This window comes from Ligilactobacillus sp. 110_WCHN (assembly GCF_030518115.1).
GTDB classification, from domain to species: Bacteria; Bacillota; Bacilli; order Lactobacillales; family Lactobacillaceae; genus Ligilactobacillus; species Ligilactobacillus aviarius_C.
The window spans coordinates 108,516-125,279 of sequence record NZ_JAULLI010000002.1 but is presented as its reverse complement, the minus strand read 5'-3'; the positions used below and the strand labels follow the sequence as shown (position 1 = coordinate 125,279).

Annotated in this window: 16 protein-coding genes and 1 other RNA gene; 15 read left to right on the top strand and 2 right to left on the bottom strand. The window is 42.9% G+C overall.

What is annotated here, in order from left to right; genetic code table 11:
- Window positions 1-106: 106 nt before the first annotated feature.
- Window positions 107-2,389 (bottom strand): transglycosylase domain-containing protein, encoded by a 2,283-nt coding sequence (locus Q3C15_RS01530; protein WP_302703687.1) that lies wholly within the window; start codon window positions 2,387-2,389, stop codon window positions 107-109.
- Complete coding sequence (recU, locus tag Q3C15_RS01525) at window positions 2,379-3,011, bottom strand: Holliday junction resolvase RecU (RefSeq protein WP_302703666.1); 633 nt, start codon at window positions 3,009-3,011, stop codon at window positions 2,379-2,381. The genes Q3C15_RS01530 and recU overlap by 11 nt, the downstream gene beginning before the upstream one ends.
- Before the next feature lie 76 nt (window positions 3,012-3,087).
- Between recU and Q3C15_RS01520 the strand changes: the two genes are divergently transcribed.
- The 15 genes from Q3C15_RS01520 (at window position 3,088) to purH (ending at window position 16,748) form a co-directional block, all read left to right on the top strand.
- Entirely contained in the window at window positions 3,088-3,639 is a 552-nt protein-coding gene (locus Q3C15_RS01520; RefSeq protein ID WP_064207838.1) for a DUF1273 domain-containing protein, read from the top strand.
- A gap of 63 nt (window positions 3,640-3,702) precedes the next feature.
- Window positions 3,703-4,044 (top strand): cell division regulator GpsB, encoded by a 342-nt coding sequence (gene gpsB, locus Q3C15_RS01515; protein ID WP_283613208.1) that lies wholly within the window; start codon window positions 3,703-3,705, stop codon window positions 4,042-4,044.
- 26 nt (window positions 4,045-4,070) lie between these two features.
- Window positions 4,071-4,440: RNase P RNA component class B (rnpB, locus tag Q3C15_RS01510), an RNA gene on the top strand.
- A 59-nt stretch (window positions 4,441-4,499) separates the two neighbouring features.
- Window positions 4,500-5,630, top strand: a complete 1,131-nt coding sequence (locus Q3C15_RS01505; protein ID WP_302703662.1) for a class I SAM-dependent RNA methyltransferase — start codon at window positions 4,500-4,502, stop codon at window positions 5,628-5,630.
- Window positions 5,631-5,644: 14 nt separating this feature from the next.
- Window positions 5,645-6,034: an EbsA family protein gene (locus Q3C15_RS01500; protein ID WP_278851284.1), complete on the top strand. Its 390-nt coding sequence runs from the start codon at window positions 5,645-5,647 to the stop codon at window positions 6,032-6,034.
- Window positions 6,035-6,342: 308 nt separating this feature from the next.
- Complete coding sequence (gene purE, locus Q3C15_RS01495; RefSeq protein ID WP_278851282.1) at window positions 6,343-6,831, top strand: 5-(carboxyamino)imidazole ribonucleotide mutase; 489 nt, start codon at window positions 6,343-6,345, stop codon at window positions 6,829-6,831.
- Window positions 6,824-7,948, top strand: coding sequence for a 5-(carboxyamino)imidazole ribonucleotide synthase (gene purK / locus Q3C15_RS01490; protein WP_302703659.1), 1,125 nt, complete (start codon window positions 6,824-6,826; stop codon window positions 7,946-7,948). The genes purE and purK overlap by 8 nt, the downstream gene beginning before the upstream one ends.
- Before the next feature lie 295 nt (window positions 7,949-8,243).
- A complete protein-coding gene (purC, locus tag Q3C15_RS01485) occupies window positions 8,244-8,957 on the top strand; it encodes a phosphoribosylaminoimidazolesuccinocarboxamide synthase (protein ID WP_302703657.1) in 714 nt (237 codons plus the stop codon).
- Window positions 8,958-8,970: 13 nt separating this feature from the next.
- Window positions 8,971-9,219, top strand: a complete 249-nt coding sequence (gene purS, locus Q3C15_RS01480) for a phosphoribosylformylglycinamidine synthase subunit PurS (protein WP_057827326.1) — start codon at window positions 8,971-8,973, stop codon at window positions 9,217-9,219.
- On the top strand, window positions 9,220-9,885 hold the full coding sequence (gene purQ, locus Q3C15_RS01475; protein ID WP_057827327.1) for a phosphoribosylformylglycinamidine synthase subunit PurQ: 666 nt from the start codon (window positions 9,220-9,222) through the stop codon (window positions 9,883-9,885).
- Window positions 9,886-9,904: 19 nt separating this feature from the next.
- On the top strand, window positions 9,905-12,130 hold the full coding sequence (purL, locus tag Q3C15_RS01470) for a phosphoribosylformylglycinamidine synthase subunit PurL (protein ID WP_302703686.1): 2,226 nt from the start codon (window positions 9,905-9,907) through the stop codon (window positions 12,128-12,130).
- Entirely contained in the window at window positions 12,106-13,563 is a 1,458-nt protein-coding gene (purF, locus tag Q3C15_RS01465; protein WP_302703652.1) for an amidophosphoribosyltransferase, read from the top strand. Before purL ends, purF begins: the two co-directional genes overlap by 25 nt.
- Complete coding sequence (purM, locus tag Q3C15_RS01460; protein WP_302703651.1) at window positions 13,553-14,617, top strand: phosphoribosylformylglycinamidine cyclo-ligase; 1,065 nt, start codon at window positions 13,553-13,555, stop codon at window positions 14,615-14,617. Before purF ends, purM begins: the two co-directional genes overlap by 11 nt.
- Complete coding sequence (gene purN / locus Q3C15_RS01455; protein WP_302703649.1) at window positions 14,614-15,213, top strand: phosphoribosylglycinamide formyltransferase; 600 nt, start codon at window positions 14,614-14,616, stop codon at window positions 15,211-15,213. Before purM ends, purN begins: the two co-directional genes overlap by 4 nt.
- On the top strand, window positions 15,210-16,748 hold the full coding sequence (gene purH, locus Q3C15_RS01450; RefSeq protein WP_302703647.1) for a bifunctional phosphoribosylaminoimidazolecarboxamide formyltransferase/IMP cyclohydrolase: 1,539 nt from the start codon (window positions 15,210-15,212) through the stop codon (window positions 16,746-16,748). Before purN ends, purH begins: the two co-directional genes overlap by 4 nt.
- Window positions 16,749-16,764: the final 16 nt, after the last annotated feature.

The following is a 16,764-nucleotide window of genomic DNA, read 5'->3' as shown; positions in this document are numbered from 1 at the left end:
AACTTCCGCTTAGCTCGTTTGTTTTGGAGCCCGATTATAGGGATAGATACAACAAAAGAGGTTGCGATTTGTTATATCACAACCTCTTTTTAGCAGCTAAATAACATTAATGATGATCATTGTTATTGTTTTGATTATTATTGTTGTTATTATTCTGCTGATTATTATTTTGATTATTGTTGTTCTGGTTATTATTGTTATCGCTTTGCTGTTGTGATTGGCTGTTTGCCTGAACCTTGCTTTGCTGGTCTGAATTTGAATTTGCCTGCGAGTTACTATTTTGACTCTTTTGTGAATCATCGATCTTTGAAAAGACGCTTTGGAATTTCGCCATGCTGCTCTTCTTTGAGAAGATCTCACTTGAAGGCGGTTGAGACCCAGCTAGGTAAAGTTGCCGGACACCGTTGATGTACTTAACGTAAACGGTGCTTGGCTTTACCCAGTCAGTGTTTGATACATCTTCGGACATATATTCCATAATTTGCTTATAGAATTGCGAAGCGAGGTTGGCTGTTGGTTGCGTCATGTAATTTCCTGGTTGATACTGATGATCATATCCAAGCCATACAGATACGGAATAGTTCTTGGTGTAACCATTGAACCATGAATCCATGATCGCGTTGGATGGAAATTCATTCGCAACATCTGATGGATAAGCGTTTGTTCCGGTCTTTCCGGCTTGGTAAAGGCCAGGAATATTCGCTTCCGTCCCAGTTCCCTTTGGTGAAGTAATAACCTGTTTCAACATGTCAGTAATCATGTATGCCGTTGACGGTTGCATTGCCCGTTTTCCTTCGTTAGAGTACTGTTTAACCGTTCCATCAGGTGTTTCGATCGCATTGACATATTGTGGCTTATAGTAAATTCCGCCATTAGCAAATGCTGCGTAGGCCGCTGCGTTTTGTAACGTTGATGATGGAAGTCCGATCCCGTTTGAATAGTGCAATCCAGACTTATAGTTAAAGCCAAGTCCTTGAAGGAACTTCGTTGCTTTTGGAAGACCAACACTGGCTAATGTTTGAATTGCAGGGATGTTCCGGGATTCAATCAAGGCTTCCCGCATTGTCATGTTACCTTCATATTTATGGTCAAAGTCATAAAGGGCAGTGTTTGAACCTGGATAGTTATATGGTTCATCTTTCAACATATGGTACGTTGCCCATTGCTTGTACTCGATTGCTGGACCATAATCCATTAACGGTTTAGCAGTTGAACCGTCAGTCCGATCAGTCTGAACGGCACGGTTCAGGCCGAAAGTAACGTTTCCTAATTTCCGTCCTCCAATCATTGCGACAACCTTTCCGTTGTGGGGGTTAATGATTGTTGAGGCAACCTGGATCTTGTTATTCGGGAAGTAGACGTAATTGTTAGTATTGGCAATTTCGTACAACTTTTCTTGAATATTCATATCAAGGTTAGTGTAGATTTTGAGACATTGAGTAAATGGATCGTATCCTTTGGCTTCAACGTCTTGAATAACTTCCTTCAAGTAAGGATCAGCGATTTTAGCTTTTTCGCTGTCTTCCACGTTGTTTTGGTGGACTGGAAGAAGTCCGTTATTGATATCTTCGGCTTGCGCTTGCTGTTCTTGACTCTTTGAAATCTTGTGATTTTCATACATTGCCTGAAGAACTTCATTCCGCCGTTCTAAGGCCAATTTTGGATTCGAATACGGGTTATATGAAGATGGCGCATTCGGAATTCCAGCGATCAATGCAGTTTGAGCTAAGTCAAGCTGACTTAATGATTTACCGTAATAGAATTTAGCAGCCGTTTCCATTCCATAGTTACCATATCCCATAAAGACCTTATTAATGTAGAATGTTAAAATTTGATCTTTTGAGTAATGCTTATCAAGCTGCAGAGCCAACCAAGCTTCTTGCGCTTTCCGTTTAAGTGTTTGGTCAGATTTGGAAGTTGAGAAGTATGACAATTTGATCAATTGCTGGTCGATCGTACTTCCCCCTTGAAGGCCTGAACCTGGATTAAGGTTGTTTAAAAACGCCCCCAAAATTCGTTTCGGGTCAATTCCTTTTTGTTGATAGAATTGCCGGTCTTCAATTGAAACAATCGCATCTTTTAACTGTTGCGGAACCTTATCTTCAGCAATCAAAGTCCGATTGTCAGACCCCAGTGAAGTAATCTTTTTATTGTTCGCGTCATAAATGATCGTCGAACCTGGACTTGATAATTTGCTTGTTGAAAGTTCAGGTGCACTTTTTGCATAGTAGAAGAAGAGGGCTGAACCAGCCGCAACTCCAAGGACAAAGATAATCAAAATAACTAGCAAAACGCGCTTGATAATATGCCAAGGGCCCTTTGCGCGAACCGCTTCTTCAGCTTCTCGCCGATTAACTCTTGAATATTCTGGATCTTGATTACTCATTATTATCTCCTTCGATTTGGTTAATTAGTAAATCCACCGCTTTAAGGTATGGAATTCGAGGTTGCAAACTATATTCAATTTTAAAGCTCACGTCTTCGATTTCCTTTTTCGGGATCGACTTGCGTCCATGAGCTTGATTGTCCCAATAGTTAAATAGAAGGGATGTCGGCATTAAATACAGTTCATCTTGCGAAACAAAACGAACGATTGTAAAACAGATTCCGTGTTGTTTTTCACAAGCTTTCATATGTTTGATTTGGTGCTCATGAAAGTTGCTTAACGGGAAGGCGGTCTTATTTTTGGTTTCTTTTGCTTCAAAATCAAGGTAGTAACCCCGATAAATTCCGTTGTAGTCAGTCGTTGACGGCGTTTTGAAATACGCTTTTTTAATTACCGCTGCACTTCGCTTCGGGTAATCAACGTCAACAATTTGAATTGGAATGGGTTTCTTGTGGATGACGGCGATCTCGCGTTCAAGGTAGTATTGATTACTATCATTGATTCCCTGTTCAAGCGTCATTCCGCGATTGCCATAAACAATTCGACTTGGCGATTTATGTTTCGCCTTGAATGTGGTACTCTGCTTTTGAGAGTAGTGCTGACCATTCGGATAGTTAAGTGTCATCAAAATCACACTCCTATCCCGGTATTTTACCATTTATCAAGATTTTAGGCAAAATCGTGAAGGGCAGGTGAAGCAGTTGCGGTTATGGGTAACTGGTTATCGAAGTTATGAACTCGGAGTTTTTGCAAATAATGATCCGAAAGTCAAAGTGATTAAGTATTTACTAAAAAAACATTTTGAACAGAAATTTAATGATGGGCTTGAGTGGGTGATTACCGGCGGCCAACTTGGGGTTGAACAATGGGCTGCGGAAGCGGCAATAGAATTGAAGGAAGAGTATCCAGAATTGAAAGTTTCACTGATGTACCCGTTCAGTGAGTTTGGCAGTCAATGGAACGAACAGAATCGCATGCTGTTAAGCGATTTGGAATCCAAGGTTGATTTTTGTGCAAGTATCAGTAAACAACCATATCAATCGCCGGCACAATTGAAAAATTTTCAAAAGTTTATGCTGGACCATACGGACGAGGCAACGCTGATCTATGATCCGGAATATCCTGGAAAACCGAAGTATGATTATCAAGCCGTTCAACAATACGCAGAAAATCATGATTACCCGGTTACGATGTTTGACATGGATAATTTGCAAGACGCTGCAAATGAATTTCAAGAAAATCTTGGCAACTAAAAACAATTCTGCTATAATATTGCTGTTATGAGTTAAGTACCTATCGGAGACGAGGTGTAATTTATGGAAAATGTCAATCTTACGCCTAAAGAAATCGTAAACAAGCATTTTAAGCCTAAGATGCGCGGTTATGATCCAGCGGATGTTGATGAATTTTTAGATAAAGTTATCCAAGACTACGAGACTTTCACTAAAGAAAATCAACGGTTACAAATGGAAAATGATCGGCTTGTAAGCAAAGTTGACGAACTTACGAAGCAAGTTGCTGTTGGTAAGTCTGGTCAAGCTGCAAGACCAACTTCAAATGTCAACAACATGGACATCTTGAAGCGACTTTCTAATTTGGAACGACGCGTTTTTGGTGCTCAACTTAATGATGATAATGACCAAAGTAGTCGTTTTTAATAATTAAATATGTTGATTAGCGTGTAGTGTTCGGGTAATCGCGGGCTGCTTATGCAGTCTGAGGAAAGTCCAAGCTTGCACAGGCTGCGATGCCTGTAGTGATCGTGCTTGCTGAAAAAATAAGGCAAGGTACCTACATCGTAGGTAACGGCAGATAAAAAGGCTAAAACTTCGGTCATGCCTGAGTAGTCTTGAAAAGTGCCACAGTGACGAAATAGTATTGGAAACGGTACTAGTGGAACGCGGTAAACCCCTCGAGCAGGTAACCCAAATTTTGGTAGGGGCGCTTCATGACGGAAATGAACTAATCATGGGGGCGAGTTTTTAACTCGGAGATAGATGATTACCACCGATTCCAGTCCTGGCTGGATGACGTACGGAACGTGGCTTATAGAGCACTACATATGACAGGAGGAGGTTGCGACATTGTTGCAACCTCCTATTTTTAATTAAGGATGAGGAAAATGGAAATAATCGCGACGTGCGCTGCTGGAATTGAAGGAATTCTTGGAAACGAACTGAAACACCTTGGATATCATGCCAATGTTGAAAATGGTCGGGCGCGGCTTGAAGGCGACTTTCAGGATATTATTCGTTTAAATTTATGGCTTCGGACTGCTGACCGGGTAAAAATCGTTTTGGCAAAGTTTATGGCGAAAACCTTTGATGATTTGTTTGAAAATGTAAAGCAAATTCCGTGGGAAGATTGGCTGGCACTCGATGCGGCTTTTCCGGTAAGCGGTAAATCACAAAAATCGCAATTGCATAATGTTCCGAGTGTTCAGGCAATTACTAAAAAAGCAATTGTTGAACGCATGAATCAAACGTATCATCGGCGGACGAATTTTCCGGAAACAGGGGCTGAATATCCGGTTCAGGCTTCGATCAATAAAAACAAAGTAATGGTTACCCTTGATACAACGGGATCAAGTTTATTTAAGCGCGGATACCGGTTAGATAAAGGGGGCGCGCCGATGAAGGAAAATATGGCTGCGGCCCTTGTTTTATTGTCACATTGGTATCCGGAAGATCCGTTTATGGATCCAGTGTGTGGTTCAGGAACGCTTCCAATTGAAGCAGTTCTATTGGGACGCAACATCGCGCCGGGAATCAACCGCCATTTTGTATGTGAACAATGGCAGCAAGTCGACGAAACGATGGTTTCAAAACTTCGCGAAGAAGCCCGCGCAGCTGAAAAACATGACGTTGAACTCGACATTGCTGGCTACGATATTGACGGACGAATGATCAATATTTCAAAGGTCAATGCGAAGGCAGCCGGGGTTTTGCATGATATTCATTTCAAACAGTTAGCGGTTAAAGACTTTAAGACTGATAAGGAAAATGGCGTGATCGTTGCTAACCCGCCATATGGACAACGTTTAAGCGATCGTGACAGTGTTCACGTTTTGTATGAACAAATGGGAAAAATCTACCGTCCAATGACTACGTGGAGTAAGTATATTCTTACAAGCGATTTAAATTTTGAAAAATATTATGGCGAACAGGCAACTAAAAGACGTAAACTATACAATGGTTCGCTGCGAACGGACCTCTTTCAATATTGGGGAAAGAAGAAACGTTAATTGAAGGTGAAAAAATGAAACAAAAGAGATATTACAGTCAACCAGATGTTCCAACCTCGATTGTTTGCTGGTCATTCACATGGATGATTTTTCTTTTCAGTATGCTTTTATGGCTGGAAATTACGGTCTTTCAAATTTGGACCTTGATGACTTTGATTTTATTTTTGATTGTGGCCTTGGTCGAACTTCGGGGGCGGTATCTTCAAATTGAAGACGGAAAAATCAATTACCATGCATTGATCGTTTTTAATGGTCAAAGCATCAAGTTAAGCGATATTAAAGAAGTGAAACATAACCGGTGGGGTGTTGTCCGGTTCGTAACGGGAAAAGCGACCTACAGCTTTTTGATGATGCCGAAGACGGCTGCCCGGTTGGCAACGGATGTTGCTGAATTAATTAAATAAGAGAAGGTGTGACAAAACGTCAAAAACGAGCGTGGTGGAAGCAGAAAAGCGAACGAATCGCGCAGCATAGATTCGGAGGTTTGCGTCCTTCCAAGTAACTCGTTTGTTTTGGAACCTGATTATATGAAGATAGCAAAGAGATTGTGATTTGGGTCACAGTCTCTTTTTTGTTCGGCTTTATCTTTAACAGCTCGTAATTTAATATCATTATTAATATTAAAAGTTTATATACGAACGATAAAAATAAATAGTGTTTACAATGTTCAATTTATTTGGTAAGCTAACCTTAATGAAGGAGGAAGATATTCATGAATGCTCAAGTTAGTGTAGTTATGGGAAGCATCTCAGACTGGTCAACCATGAAGTTGACGGGTGAGATTTTGGATAAATTGAATGTTCCGTATGAAAAGCAGGTGGTCTCCGCTCACCGGATGCCGACTGAATTGATGAAATTTGGTCAAACGGCCCGTGAACGGGAAATTAAAGTAATTATTGCGGGAGCTGGCGGGGCAGCCCATCTTCCAGGAATGCTGGCGGCCAATACGATCATTCCAGTCATTGGGGTTCCAATTCAAACCCATGCACTTGGAGGAATGGATTCATTACTCTCAATCGGTCAAATGCCAGCTGGCGTTCCGGTTGCTACCATGGCGATTGGAGCAGCGGGAGCCCGGAATGCGGCTTTGATGGCATGCGAAATGTTGGCTTTAAATGATGATGCACTTGCAGACCGCTTAGTCGATTACCGGAGACAGCAGCATGATGCTGCCGTAGAAAGCAGTGCGCATCTTGAATAAGCAAATTGAACAGGGCGATACGATCGGAATTATTGGCGGCGGTCAATTAGGCCAAATGCTGGCATTTTCAGCTAAAGCAGCGGGAATGAAGGTCATTGTTCTTGATCCGGATCCAACTTGTCCAACCGGCCAGGTTTGTGATCGCCAAATTGTTGCGCCGTATGATGATGTGAATGCAATTCAGCAGTTAGCTGACGAAGCCGACGTGTTAACGTATGAATTTGAAAATGTTGATTTGGACGCGTTAGATGCGGTTAAAGATGTTGTTTCAATTCCTCAAGGAACAGAGCTGTTGCGGATCACTAAGGATCGGATTCGTGAAAAAACATTTTTGAAAGAACACGGCTTTCAAACCGCTAAGTTTGCTGCAATTAACAGCGCGCAAGATTTTGAAGATGAATTAAAACGAATCGGTTTTCCATGTTATTTAAAAACTTGTGAAGGTGGCTATGATGGAAAAGGTCAGGTCCGGCTTAATAGCGAGGAAGATTTAGAACAAACCGCGGAGATCTTGCAACATTGTCCATGTATTTTGGAGAAGGCCGTTGATTTTAAGTGCGAATGTTCCGTGATGGTCGGACGGAATGTTGACGGCGATTCAAGCGTTTTTCCAGTCAGTGAAAACATTCATTGTAATCAGATCCTCCACGAAAGCATCGTTCCGGCAAGAATCCCAAGTGAAGTTGCGGCGCGGGCAGAAGAAATGGCCGTGGCCATTGCCCAGGCCCTCGACCTTTGCGGCATTTTAGGGATTGAAATGTTTATCGGAACTGATGATCAGGTTTATATTAATGAATTGGCACCGCGGCCGCATAATTCAGGCCATTATTCGATCGAAGCATGTAATTTTTCGCAATTTAACATTCATAACCGGGCAATTTGTAACTGGCCAATGCCGCAAATTAAGCTTCTGCAACCCGTTGTGATGGTCAACGTCTTAGGCCAGCATGTTTCCGGGGTGCGGAATTTGATTTTTGAGAAACCTAACTGGCATTTTCATGATTATGGAAAAAGTGCAGTTCGGCTGAATCGGAAAATGGGCCATATTACAATTTTAACGAATCAGCTTGATCAGACGTTGAAGGAAATTGATCAAACTGGAATTTGGAAACAATAAAAGACGAACATTGTTAGTAACTTTAAAATTCGTAATTTAAATATTTAAGCAATAAAGAGGCATCTTTGAAGAAAGGTGCCTCTTTATTTTGTTCGAATAAAAAATAAATAAACAATTTTAATGTGCGATTTATAAAATTAAATAATACAATTATGAACAATAAAATTGATTAATCACAAAATTGTTAGAATGTTATATTGACATCCGACTGTTCTTGGAATATTCTGAATGTATAATAATTGATTATTCAAAAATGTTCGTATAATAGTGAACAATATAAAGGAGATTATGATTGATGGTACATCAAATTTATGCTGGGAAAGCAAAGGAAATGTGGACAACGGAAGATGAAAATGTTTTGCGGGTCGTTTATTTAGACCAGGCGACAGCCTTAAACGGCAAGAAGAAAGACCATATCGATGATAAGGGGAAAACGAACAATGCAATTTCGACGTTGATTTTCAAATATTTTGAAGCAAACGGAATTGAAACCCACTTTATTAAAAGGATTTCGGATACCGAAGAACTTGTCAAAAAAGTCAAAATCATTCCGCTTGAAATGATCACCCGCAATTATTCTGCTGGCCACTTTGCAAGCCGTTACGGCGTTGAAGAAGGCAAGAAATTTGAAACTCCAGTTGAAGAGATGTGCCTTAAAAGCGATGAACTTGATGATCCTGCAATTAATGCTTCTCAAGCAATCGCCCTCGGAATTGTTACCCAATCGCAATTAGATACGATGTGGGTAATTTCACGGAAAGTTGATCAATTATTAATCCCGTTATTTGAAAAAGCAGGCATGCAACTGATCGATTTTAAGCTGGAATTTGGAACTTTACCAAACGGAAAAGTGATTCTTGCTGATGAATTTTCACCAGACAATTGCCGGTTATGGGATACGAAAACCCATCATCACTTAGATAAGGATGTTTACCGGAAAGACTTAGGCGAGTTGACCCCGGTTTACCAAGAAGTTCTTCAACGGTTAGAAAAGGTAATTTTACTTTAAAAGGAGGAGCACAATGAAAAAGTTTCGGGTATATGTAACGTATAAACCATCCGTTTTTGATCCCCAAGGTGATACGATCACTGACGCAGCAAAAGATTTAGGATATCAAACTATTCAGGCAATTCATGTTGGAAAATTCTTTGATATCGAAGTCGATGACTCAGAGGGAACGGCTGCTCAAACGGTTGAAGAATTAGCTGAAAAGTTGCTCGTAAACTTTAATCTCGAAGTTTATCGTTATGAACAATTGGGGGAAGATTAAATGAAAGTTGCAATCATTGTTTTTCCAGGATCAAATTGCGATAGCGATTTGCATTACGTTTTAGAAAACCTGTGCCATGTCAGCGCTGAATACGTTCCGTCAACGGCAACGAGTTTAGATGGATTCGATGCGGTCATGCTTCCTGGTGGATTTTCATACGGGGACTATTTGCGGTGCGGCGCCATTGCTGCTTTAACACCGATTATGGGAGCAGTTCGTCAATTTGCCGATTCAGGCAAGCCCGTGATTGGAATCTGTAATGGATTTCAAATTTTGACGGAAGCCCATTTGCTGCCCGGGGTTTTGAAGAAAAATGATAATCTGAAGTTTATCTGCCGGCCAGTTGCGTTGCAGGTTGAAAATAATGCCACGCCTTTTACAACGAAGTACGTTAAGGATGAAAAAATTCATTTGCCGATTGCCCATTCAGATGGCAACTTCTACGCCGACCCGGCAACGATTGATGAGTTAGAACAAAATCATCAAATCGTTTTCCGTTATGTTGATCAAAATCCGAATGGAAGTGTGAACGATATTGCGGGAATTTGTAATCGGCGCGGTAACGTTGTTGGAATGATGCCTCATCCGGAAAGAGCGTCCGAAAAAATTGTCGGCAATGATGACGGTTTCAAAGTTTTCCAATCGTTGCTTACGCTTAAGCACTAAAAATGGAGGTTAATTTATGATTGATCAAGAAATGACACCCCAGGAAATCAAAGCCCAAAAGCCATATCTTGAATGGGGATTAACTGAAAAAGAATATGATTACATTTGCAATCACCTGATTCATCGGTTGCCGAACTATACCGAAACGGGATTGTTTGCGGTAATGTGGAGTGAACACTGTTCGTATAAAAAATCCAAGCCATTGTTGAAACTTTTCCCGAATAAAAACGAACGGGTTTTACAAGGTCCAGGGGAAGGGGCCGGCATCGTTGATATCGGTAATGATCAAGCGGTTGTTTTCAAGGCTGAAAGTCATAACCACCCATCAGCCGTTGAACCATACGAAGGAGCAGCAACCGGAGTCGGCGGAATTTTGCGGGACATCTTTAGTATGGGTGCCCGACCAATCGCATCACTTGATTCACTGCATTTTGGTGAGATCAATAATGCGCACACCCGTTATTTGATCAACGAGGTCGTTGCGGGAATCGGTGGTTATGGTAACTGCATGGGAATCCCAACCGTTGCGGGAGAAACGACGTTTGATGAATGCTATGAAGGCAATCCGTTAGTCAATGCCATGAGTGTGGGGTTGATGAATAAAAAGGATATCCAAAAAGGTCGCGCTTCAGGCGAAGGAAATCTGATCATGTATGTCGGTGCCAAAACCGGCCGGGATGGTATTCACGGTGCCACCTTCGCATCAACCGACTTTGACAGTGAACATGAAACCCAACGGTCAGCGGTTCAAGTTGGTGATCCGTTTATGGAAAAACTGTTAATGGAAGCCTGCCTTGAATTGATTCAAAAGCATGCTGACTGGTTAGTCGGAATTCAAGATATGGGGGCTGCCGGCTTAGTTTCATCAAGTTGTGAAATGGCATCCAAAGCGAATAGCGGGGTCAAAATGAACCTTGACCTGGTTCCGCAACGGGAAAGCGGCATGTCAGCATATGAAATCATGCTGAGTGAATCGCAAGAACGGATGCTGTTATGTGTGAAAAAAGGAAATCAAGAAGATGTGCGGCAACTCTTTGAAAAGTATAACCTTGATGTTGTCGTTATTGGGGAAGTAACTTCTGATCATCAATATGTATTAACGCATCACGATCAAACCGTAACTGATATTCCGGTTTCGTCATTAACCGACGATGTTTTGCAAGAAAAGTGCCCTGAACAGCAACCGGAACGATTGACCCATCTTAAAGTAAATTCTCTTCCAAAAATTGATGATCCTGCACAAACGTTAGTTGGCTTATTACAACAACCAACCGTTGCATCAAAGAAAGTTTTAACGCAAACGTATGACTCGCAAGTCCGGGCTTCAACCGTTGCCGGCCCGAATGCAACCAACGATGCCGGCGTGATTCGGGTTCGCGGAACGCAAAAAGGATTGGCGATGACCACGGACGGAAACGGTCGGTTTGGATATTTGAATCCGCGGGTCGGCGGTCAAATTGCGGTTCTTGAAGCCGCAGCCAATGTGATCGCGAAGGGGGCTCAACCGCTTGCGATTACTGACTGTCTAAACTTTGGTGACCCAAATGATCCTGAAGTATACTGGGAGCTTCACCAATCAATCGCCGGAATGGCAGAACTTTGCCGGGAACTTAATACCCCAGTCATTTCAGGAAATGTTTCCCTTTATAACGAAAATAATGGTCAAGCAATTTATCCGACACCAATGGTTGGAATGGTCGGATTGATTTCAAATGTCGATCATGCAATTTCAAACCATATTATTCAAGATGAAAACCTAGTTTATGTTGTCGGCCAAACGAAAGATGATTTCAGTGGTTCAGAACTTCAAAAAATGCTGACGGGCAAAATTGACGGCAAGGTCAATGAATTTGATTATCATCAAGCCGCATCTGCTTTGCAAAAAACACTTACGGCCATGCAAGACCAACTGGTAACCGCTGCACATGATGTCAGCGAAGGTGGCCTTGGGGTAACCCTTGCTGAAATGATTTTTGACACATCACTTGGAATGGACGTTGAAATGAACGATCAGGCCAACCGGTTGTTTAGTGAAACTCCGGGACGAATCGTCTTAACGGTTAAACCGGCGGACCAAGCTGCCTTTGAAGAGGTTCTTGGAAGCGCCGCAATGTTGATCGGAAAGACAACGGCGACCCATGAATTAAAAGTCAAGACAACCGATGCGGAATTCAAGTTGAACGGAACGCAGCTTCAACGTCAATGGGAGGATGCAATTCCATGCTTAATGAAATCAAAGGATTAAATGAAGAATGCGGCATTTTCGGGGTTTTTAATTCACCGCATGCCAATCAGTTAACATATATTGGACTGCATGCATTACAACACCGCGGTCAAGAGGGAGCGGGAATTGTAACGGTCGATGATGATCATCGCTTTTATCAGCATCGTGATCGGGGACTTTTAAGTGAAGTCTTTAAGGATTCAAATGACCTTCATCGGTTAGAGGGCCAAACCGCGATCGGTCATGTGCGTTATGGAACAAGTGGTAATAATTCGATTGCGAATGTCCAACCGTTTCTCTTTAAATTTAACGATGGTGATCTCGCATTAGCCCACAACGGTAATTTGACAAATGCCCGGTCATTAAAGGTTCAATTGGAAAATAAAGGAGCGGTTTTCCAATCGAACTCAGACTCGGAAGTCTTGATTCACTTGATTCGGCAAAAACATTCAATGCCGTTTATGGATGCATTGAAGCAAAGCCTGAATGAGATTCACGGCGGCTTTGCATTCTTGATTTTAAAGCAGGATGCCTTGATTGCCGCGTTGGACCCGAATGGAATCCGACCATTATGTGTGGGTCAATTATCAAACGGGGCATATGTTGTCGCCAGCGAAACGTGTGCGCTTGACGCTGTGGGGGCAACGTTTGTCCGCGATGTTCAGCCAGGTGAATTGATCATCATTGACCGCGACGGCATGCACATCGATCATTACACGACCGAAACGCAACTGGCAATTTGTTCGATGGAATATATTTATTTTGCTCGACCCGATTCGAATATTCACGGGGTGAACGTTCACCGGGCACGGAAGCGGATGGGAATGCGGCTTGCAAAAGAACAACCGGCGGATGCCGATATGGTGATCGGTGTTCCCAATTCGTCATTATCAGCAGCATCCGGGTATGCTGAAGCCGCCCATCTTCCGTATGAAATGGGACTGATCAAAAATCAATACGTTGCGCGGACGTTTATTGAACCGACCCAAGAATTGCGGGAACAAAGCGTCCGGATGAAATTGTCAGCGGTCAGCGGGGTCGTTCAGGATAAACGGATCGTTGTTGTTGATGATTCGATTGTTCGAGGGACCACTTCCATTCAACTGGTTAAACTATTACGCAATGCCGGTGCTCGCGAAGTCCATCTTCGGATCGCTTCACCGCCATTCCGGTTCCCGTGTTTTTACGGAATTGACGTTTCAACCCGGGCGGAGTTAATGGCTGCTAACCATAGTATTGCGGAAATGCAACGGTTGATTGATGTTGATAGCCTTGGCTTTTTGAGTGTTCAGGGATTGATCGATTCAATTGCCGTTCCGGATGCGGGCGATGCGCCCAACGGAGGGATGACCGTTGCTTACTTTACCGGCAAGTATCCAACACCGTTATATGACTATGAAGCGGGATATTTAAAGTCATTAAAACAGCAAAGGGGAATGTTTGATGAAGACTAATCGATATCAAAAAGCAGGCGTGAATATTGAAGCCGGGAATCAATTGGTTGATCAAATCAAAAAGGATGTCCAATCAACGCAACGGATTGGCGCTGACGGAAAAATCGGCGAGTTTGGTGGAATGTTTGACTTGAGTGCGCTTGGTCATTATCGGCAGCCGGTGCTTGTTTCCGGAACCGATGGCGTAGGAACCAAGTTAATGATTGCCCAAATGATGGATCGCCACTCAACGATTGGAATTGACTGTGTTGCAATGTGTGTCAATGACATTTTAGCCCAGGGAGCAGAACCATTGTTTTTCCTTGACTACATTGCGACGGGGAAAAATGATCCGGATAAACTTGCTGAAGTCGTTAAGGGCGTTGCGGCCGGTTGTCGCCAGGCTGGAATGGCAATCATTGGCGGTGAAACGGCGGAAATGCCTGGAATGTATCCGGCTAACGAGTATGACATTGCTGGCTTTGGAACGGGAATTGCTGAACGTGATCGGTTATTGACCACTGATGATCCGCAAGCTGACGATGTTTTGATTGGCATTGCATCATCTGGCTTGCATTCAAACGGCTTTTCCCTTGTTCGGCAAATCTTATTCAATGAAGCGGGGTTCAAGGTTACGGATCAACTTGATGAGCTTGACGGGCAAACCTTAGGCGAAGCATTGCTTACACCGACAAAAATCTACGTTCAATCAGTTTTGCCGTTAGTCAAAGCAGGACAGATTCACGGCATTGCGCATATTACCGGTGGCGGGTTGCTTGAAAACGTTCCGCGGATGTTTGCATCGAATTTAAAAGCTGAAGTCACGGTTAACTGGCCGATTCCAGCAATCTTTAACCTTTTGCAAAAGCAAGGAAATTTAGATTGGCATGATTGTTTCCTGACGTTCAACATGGGAATTGGCCTCGTGTTAGCCGTTGCCCCGCAAAATGCAGATACAGTTTTGAATCAATTGCGGGCGCAAGGTGAAACGGCGTGGATGATCGGCAAATTATCAAGGCGGCAAGCCAATCAAGCCTCAATCAAAATTTTGATCGATGGAGGTGAGATCGAATGAGAATTGCGATTTTTGCTTCCGGAAACGGAACGAACTTTGAAACGTTAGTCCAGGCATTTAACCAGCATGAAATTCAGCATGGCAAAGTGGTTTTGCTTTTCTGCGACCACCCGAATGCACCCGTGATTCAGCGGGCAAAGCGGTTGCAGATTCCGTACGAAACCTTTCCGTTGAAACAGTTTGCTTCGAAAGCAGAATATGAACAGGCAATTTTAACCAAGCTTCAGGAATATCAGGTTGATCTGATTGCTCTTGCCGGTTATATGCGCGTGATTGGGCCAACGATTTTGAGCCACTATCCGAAGCGAATCATTAACCTTCATCCCGCATATTTGCCTGAATTTCAAGGGCTGCATGCCATTGAACGCGCGTTTGATGATCACCTGCAAAATGGCCGGACACAAACCGGGGTAACGCTGCATTACATTGATGAAGGATTGGATACCGGTCCGGTGATTCGCCAGGAACATGTTCCAATCAAGCCGGATGATACGTTGGATGAACTTGAAACGCGAATTCATCAAACCGAACATCGGCTTTATCCTCAAGTATTAAATGAAGTCATTTGTCAAATCAGTAAAGGAGAAAAAGAATGAAAAAAGCATTAATCAGTGTTTCAGATAAAACGAATCTTGTTCCTTTTGCCCAAGCATTAATTGAAAACGGCTATGAAATTATTTCAACGGGGGGCACCCGGAATTTCTTAAAACAAGTCGGCGTTCAAACGACTGACATTCAAGAAGTAACTCATTTCCCAGAAATTTTAGATGGCCGGGTTAAAACCCTTCATCCGAATGTCCATGCTGGTTTACTTGCTAAACGTGATCATGCCGATCATATGCAAACCTTAGCCGACCACGGAATTGATCCGATTGATTTGGTATGCGTTAACTTGTATCCATTTAAAGAAACCATTTTAAAGGATCAAGATGATTTTGAAGGGGCAATTGAACAGATCGATATCGGTGGTCCAAGTATGTTGCGGGCAGCGGCCAAGAACTTCAAGGATGTAACTGTTGTTACGGACATCAACGATTATCAAAAGGTGATCGATGAAATTCAAGCCAATGGGGAAACGAGTTTGGCAACCCGGAAAGAGTTGGCAGCAAAAGTCTTTCGCGAAACAGCCGCATATGATGCTTTGATCGCCCAATACTTCGATTACCAAACTGATGATCCGGCGCCGCAAATATTAACGTTGCCATATCAATTGAAGCAAACGATGCGGTACGGTGAAAACAGCCACCAAAAAGCATGGTTCTACGAAGACGTTATCCCGAAGAGTTTTTCAATCAGCCAAGCAAAACAGCTTCACGGCAAGCAACTTTCATATAACAACATTAAGGATGCGGATGCGGCATTGCGGATTATCCGCGAATTTGATGAACCAACAGCGGTCGGCTTGAAACACATGAATCCATGCGGAATTGGCCGCGGAAAGACCATTGAAGAAGCATGGAACCGCGCTTATGAAGCTGATCCGGTTTCGATCTTCGGCGGCATTGTTGCGTTGAACCGGAAAGTTGATTTGGCAACTGCGCAAAAATTGCACCAATTATTCTTGGAAATCATTATTGCACCGGCATTTGACGATGATGCTTATGATGTATTGGCAAAGAAGAAAAATGTCCGGTTGTTGACGTTAGACTTCGATCACCGCAGTGAACAACCACGGCTTGAGACCGTTTCGGTAATGGGCGGCATGTTGATGCAAGAACAGGATGACCTAGAAGAAGATCCAACTCAATGGAAGATCGTTACCCAAAAGAAACCAACCGCTGACGAATTGAAGACAATGGCATTTGCATGGGAGGCCGTTAAGTTTGTCAAGTCAAATGCAATCTTAGTTGCCAATCCCAATCAAACAATCGGCGTCGGCGCTGGTCAACCGAACCGAATCGATGCGGTTAAAATTGCGATTGACCATGCCAAAGACAAGCTGAATGATCAATCTGTGCTTGCCAGTGACGCTTTCTTCCCAATGGATGACTCCGTTGAATATGCTGCCCAACACGGAATTAAACTGATCGTTCAACCAGGGGGTTCGATTCGGGATGAAGATTCGATCAAGATGGCTGATAAGTATGGAATTGTAATGGTGATGACTGGTCACCGGCACTTCCGGCACTAAAAAGAAACGGTGAATA

Coding starts and splice junctions, on each gene's coding strand:
- recU (WP_302703666.1), bottom strand. CDS start 3,011: ATGACACTTAACTATCCGAATGGTCAGCACTACTCTCAAAAGCAGAGT.
- gpsB (WP_283613208.1), top strand. CDS start 3,703: ATGGAAAATGTCAATCTTACGCCTAAAGAAATCGTAAACAAGCATTTT.
- Q3C15_RS01505 (WP_302703662.1), top strand. CDS start 4,500: ATGAGGAAAATGGAAATAATCGCGACGTGCGCTGCTGGAATTGAAGGA.
- Q3C15_RS01500 (WP_278851284.1), top strand. CDS start 5,645: ATGAAACAAAAGAGATATTACAGTCAACCAGATGTTCCAACCTCGATT.
- purE (WP_278851282.1), top strand. CDS start 6,343: ATGAATGCTCAAGTTAGTGTAGTTATGGGAAGCATCTCAGACTGGTCA.
- purC (WP_302703657.1), top strand. CDS start 8,244: ATGGTACATCAAATTTATGCTGGGAAAGCAAAGGAAATGTGGACAACG.
- purS (WP_057827326.1), top strand. CDS start 8,971: ATGAAAAAGTTTCGGGTATATGTAACGTATAAACCATCCGTTTTTGAT.
- purQ (WP_057827327.1), top strand. CDS start 9,220: ATGAAAGTTGCAATCATTGTTTTTCCAGGATCAAATTGCGATAGCGAT.
- purF (WP_302703652.1), top strand. CDS start 12,106: ATGCTTAATGAAATCAAAGGATTAAATGAAGAATGCGGCATTTTCGGG.
- purM (WP_302703651.1), top strand. CDS start 13,553: ATGAAGACTAATCGATATCAAAAAGCAGGCGTGAATATTGAAGCCGGG.
- purN (WP_302703649.1), top strand. CDS start 14,614: ATGAGAATTGCGATTTTTGCTTCCGGAAACGGAACGAACTTTGAAACG.
- purH (WP_302703647.1), top strand. CDS start 15,210: ATGAAAAAAGCATTAATCAGTGTTTCAGATAAAACGAATCTTGTTCCT.